Here is a 5,444-nt window from a genome sequence, read left to right as displayed (position 1 = left end):
AATGTGTGTCCGGCTGCGTCCTACTCTCCCACACCGTCACCAGTGCAGTACCATCGGCGCTGAAGGGCTTAGCTTCCGGGTTCGGAATGGAGCCGGGCGTTTCCCCTTCGCTATGACAGCCGAAACTCTATGGAGATCTCAAACAAACGGTGTGGTGTTGTTTGTGTCTCGGGAACTGCACAGTGGACGCGTAGCATCTTTGATAGTCAAGTTGTCGGCTTATTAGTACCGGTCAGCTCCACACATTGCTGTGCTTCCACATCCGGCCTATCAACCCAGTCGTCTAGCTGGGAGCCTCTCACCCTCGCGGGTCTGGAAACCTCATCTTGAAACGTGCTTCCCGCTTAGATGCTTTCAGCGGTTATCACTTCCGAACGTAGCTAATCAGCGGTGCTCCTGGCGGAACAACTGACACACCAGAGGTTCGTCCATCCCGGTCCTCTCGTACTAGGGACAGCCTTTCTCAAGTTTCCTGCGCGCACAGCGGATAGGGACCGAACTGTCTCACGACGTTCTAAACCCAGCTCGCGTACCGCTTTAATGGGCGAACAGCCCAACCCTTGGGACCTACTCCAGCCCCAGGATGCGACGAGCCGACATCGAGGTGCCAAACCATGCCGTCGATATGGACTCTTGGGCAAGATCAGCCTGTTATCCCCGGGGTACCTTTTATCCGTTGAGCGACGGCGCTTCCACAAGCCACCGCCGGATCACTAGTCCCGACTTTCGTCCCTGCTCGACATGTCTGTCTCACAGTCAAGCTCCCTTGTGCACTTACACTCAACACCTGATTGCCAACCAGGCTGAGGGAACCTTTGGGCGCCTCCGTTACCTTTTAGGAGGCAACCGCCCCAGTTAAACTACCCACCAGGCACTGTCCCTGATCCGGATCACGGACCGAGGTTAGATATCCAGAACGACCAGAGTGGTATTTCAACGTTGACTCCACCAGCACTGACGTGCCGGCTTCACAGTCTCCCACCTATCCTACACAAGCCGTACCGAACACCAATACCAAGCTGTAGTAAAGGTCCCGGGGTCTTTCCGTCCTGCTGCGCGTAACGAGCATCTTTACTCGTAGTGCAATTTCGCCGAGTTCGTGGTTGAGACAGTGGAGAAGTCGTTACGCCATTCGTGCAGGTCGGAACTTACCCGACAAGGAATTTCGCTACCTTAGGATGGTTATAGTTACCACCGCCGTTTACTGGCGCTTAAGTTCTCAGCTTCGCACTTGCGTGCTAACCGGTCCCCTTAACGTTCCAGCACCGGGCAGGCGTCAGTCCGTATACATCGTCTTGCGACTTGGCACGGACCTGTGTTTTTAGTAAACAGTCGCTTCTCCCTGGTCTCTGCGGCCGATCACGCTCGGGAAGCAAGTTCCGTCACGATCAGGGCCCCCCTTCTCCCGAAGTTACGGGGGTATTTTGCCGAATTCCTTAACCACGATTCACTCGATCGCCTTGGTATTCTCTACCTAACCACCTGAGTCGGTTTGGGGTACGGGCGGCTCGAACCTCGCTAGAAGTTTTTCTCGGCAGCATAGGATCACCCTCTTCCCGCATTCGCGGTCACTATCAGGTCTCAGGCTCGTATGCGGTCCGGATTTGCCTGGACCGCGCCCTACACCCTTGGACGTGGACAACCATCGCCACGCGGAGGCTACCTTCCTGCGTCACTCCATCGCTTGACTACTACCCGCTCGGGTCGTGCGCTCCGCCGGCTCGATGGGACCGAAGTCCCGGTGAACCGGTTTCAGGCACTTAGCATCACGGGGTTCATCATGGGCGGTTCTTCGCCGGTTCCGGAATATCAACCGGATGTCCATCGACTACGCCTGTCGGCCTCGCCTTAGGTCCCGACTTACCCAGGGCAGATTAGCTTGACCCTGGAACCCTTGGTTATTCGGCGGACGGGTTTCTCGCCCGTCATTCGCTACTCATGCCTGCATTCTCACTCGTGTAGCCTCCACGGCTGGATCACTCCGCCGCTTCCCTGGCAACACGACGCTCCCCTACCCATCAACACGCCTGGACACCGAACCCGCAGGTGTCGGTGCCGAGCAGTATGTCAATGCCACAGCTTCGGTGGTGTGCTTGAGCCCCGCTACATTGTCGGCGCGGAATCACTTGACCAGTGAGCTATTACGCACTCTTTGAAGGGTGGCTGCTTCTAAGCCAACCTCCTGGTTGTCACAGCAACTCCACATCCTTTCCCACTTAGCACACGCTTAGGGACCTTAGCTGGTGATCTGGGCTGTTTCCCTCTCGACTACGGAGCTTATCCCCCGCAGTCTCACTGCCACGCTCTCACTTACCGGCATTCGGAGTTTGGCTAACGTCAGTAACCTGGTGAGGCCCATCGGCTATCCAGTAGCTCTACCTCCGGCAAGAAACACGTGACGCTGCACCTAAATGCATTTCGGGGAGAACCAGCTATCACGGAGTTTGATTGGCCTTTCACCCCTACCCACAGCTCATCCCCTCAGTTTTCAACCTAAGTGGGTTCGGTCCTCCACGCAGTCTTACCTGCGCTTCAACCTGGCCATGGGTAGATCACTCCGCTTCGGGTCTAGACCCAGCGACTAGAACGCCCTGTTCGGACTCGCTTTCGCTACGGCTTCCCCACACGGGTTAACCTCGCCACTGAGCACTAACTCGCAGGCTCATTCTTCAAAAGGCACGCTGTCACCCCACACGCCCAACGGCGGGAGGCTCCAACGGATTGTAGGCACACGGTTTCAGGATCTATTTCACTCCCCTCCCGGGGTACTTTTCACCTTTCCCTCACGGTACTTGTCCGCTATCGGTCACCAGGGAATATTTAGGCTTAGCAGGTGGTCCTGCCAGATTCACACGGGATTTCTCGGGCCCCGTGCTACTTGGGATCCCTCACTGGAGTCCACACCATTTCGTCTACGGGGGTCGCACCCTCTGTGCCGAGCCATTCAATGCTCTTCGACTATGACGCAGATTTCTCACTCCATGCTCAGGTGTCAGCCTGAGCTGCGAGGTCCCACGACCCCGGACATGCAACGCCTGACAGCTATCACACACGCCCGGTTTAGCCTCATCCGCTTTCGCTCGCCACTACTCACGGAATCACTGTTGTTTTCTCTTCCTGTGGGTACTGAGATGTTTCACTTCCCCACGTTCCCTCCACACACCCTATATATTCAGGTGCGGGTGACTGGACTTGCCTCCAGCCGGGTTTCCCCATTCGGAAATCCTCGGATCACAGCCTGGTTATCGGCTACCCGAGGCTTATCGCAGATTCCTACGTCCTTCTTCGGTTCCTGGTGCCAAGGCATCCACCGTGTGCCCTTAAAAACTTGACACTACAAAGATGCTCGCGTCCACTGTGAAGTTCTCAAAACACAACCGGCACCCACCACCACCCCCGACGAACGTCAGGAGATCGGGCGGGCCCACACCCAGAAGAAACAGTGCACCCCACACCAGCTCAGACTCAGTCCGAGCCGGCGCGGGGGTCTGATCCCTCAGGACCCAACAACGTGTCAGACGCCCACCGAACCCCCACCGCGTTCCACTCCCTCAGATCCTTGCGGACCGTCACCGGGTTGTACTTGCGAGCGAGAGGCTCGAGCAGGCGTCAACTAATCGATGTTCCACCCATGAGCACCCGCTGCCCCACATCCGGGGACAGACCGGGCTGCCATAAATGACTGCTCCTTAGAAAGGAGGTGATCCAGCCGCACCTTCCGGTACGGCTACCTTGTTACGACTTAGTCCCAATCGCCAGTCCCACCTTCGACGGCTCCCCCCACAAGGGTTGGGCCACCGGCTTCGGGTGTTACCGACTTTCGTGACTTGACGGGCGGTGTGTACAAGGCCCGGGAACGTATTCACCGCAGCGTTGCTGATCTGCGATTACTAGCGACTCCGACTTCATGGGGTCGAGTTGCAGACCCCAATCCGAACTGAGACCGGTTTTTTGGGATTCGCTCCACCTTACGGTTTCGCCGCCCTTTGTACCGGCCATTGTAGCATGCGTGAAGCCCAAGACATAAGGGGCATGATGATTTGACGTCATCCCCACCTTCCTCCGAGTTGACCCCGGCAGTCTCCTATGAGTCCCCACCATCACGTGCTGGCAACATAGAACGAGGGTTGCGCTCGTTGCGGGACTTAACCCAACATCTCACGACACGAGCTGACGACAACCATGCACCACCTGTACACCAGTCCGAAGACGCACCCATCTCTGAGTGATTCCGGTGTATGTCAAGCCTTGGTAAGGTTCTTCGCGTTGCATCGAATTAATCCGCATGCTCCGCCGCTTGTGCGGGCCCCCGTCAATTCCTTTGAGTTTTAGCCTTGCGGCCGTACTCCCCAGGCGGGGCGCTTAATGCGTTAGCTGCGGCACGGAACCCGTGGAATGGGTCCCACACCTAGCGCCCAACGTTTACGGCATGGACTACCAGGGTATCTAATCCTGTTCGCTCCCCATGCTTTCGCTTCTCAGCGTCAGTAGTGGCCCAGAGACCTGCCTTCGCCATCGGTGTTCCTCCTGATATCTGCGCATTCCACCGCTACACCAGGAATTCCAGTCTCCCCTACCACACTCTAGCCTGCCCGTACCCACTGCAAGTCCGGGGTTGAGCCCCGGATTTTCACAGCAGACGCGACAAACCGCCTACAAGCTCTTTACGCCCAATAATTCCGGACAACGCTCGCACCCTACGTATTACCGCGGCTGCTGGCACGTAGTTAGCCGGTGCTTCTTCTGCAGGTACCGTCACTTGCGCTTCTTCCCTGCTGAAAGAGGTTTACAACCCGAAGGCCGTCATCCCTCACGCGGCGTCGCTGCATCAGGCTTTCGCCCATTGTGCAATATTCCCCACTGCTGCCTCCCGTAGGAGTCTGGGCCGTGTCTCAGTCCCAGTGTGGCCGGTCGCCCTCTCAGGCCGGCTACCCGTCGTCGCCTTGGTGAGCCACTACCTCACCAACAAGCTGATAGGCCGCGAGCCCATCCCAGACCGAAAAACTTTCCACACCCTGCACATGCGTGCGAGTGTCATATCCGGTATTAGCTCCGGTTTCCCGGGGTTATCCCAGAGTCTGGGGCAGGTTGCTCACGTGTTACTCACCCGTTCGCCACTGATCAAACAGAAGCAAGCTCCTGTCGTCACCGTTCGACTTGCATGTGTTAAGCACGCCGCCAGCGTTCGTCCTGAGCCAGGATCAAACTCTCCGTTGATGTTGTACAACCCACGAAGGGCAAAAATGATCCAGGCTGAGCCGAACAACCAGCAAAAAACTGATCGTCGTTGTCAACCAAAGAAATATAAATCATCCAAGAAACCAGCCACCCGCAACCATGAAGTCACAAGCACACGCCGGCCCCTCGAGACGAGGTATTGGCATCGATTTTTGACACGCTGTTGAGTTCTCAAGCATCAGACACACACCATCAACCACACCCAC

Annotated in this window: 3 rRNA genes; all 3 read right to left on the bottom strand. The window is 56.9% G+C overall.

From position 1 onward, the window contains the following. Nucleotides 1–7: 7 nt before the first annotated feature. The 3 genes from rrf to AC3A5R_RS23010 all read right to left on the bottom strand — a co-directional run bounded on the left by rrf (nucleotide 8) and on the right by AC3A5R_RS23010 (nucleotide 5,217). Nucleotides 8–124: ribosomal RNA gene (gene rrf / locus AC3A5R_RS23020) — 5S ribosomal RNA — on the bottom strand. 78 nt (nucleotides 125–202) lie between these two features. Then, nucleotides 203–3,334, bottom strand: a 23S ribosomal RNA gene (locus tag AC3A5R_RS23015). A 359-nt stretch (nucleotides 3,335–3,693) separates the two neighbouring features. Further along, a 16S ribosomal RNA gene (locus AC3A5R_RS23010) occupies nucleotides 3,694–5,217 on the bottom strand. The 16S, 23S and 5S rRNA genes sit together here, the layout of an rRNA operon. Nucleotides 5,218–5,444: the final 227 nt, after the last annotated feature.

It is taken from the genome of Intrasporangium sp. Soil_C_50 (genome assembly GCF_057656595.1).
This window is presented reverse-complemented; position numbering and strand designations above follow the sequence as displayed.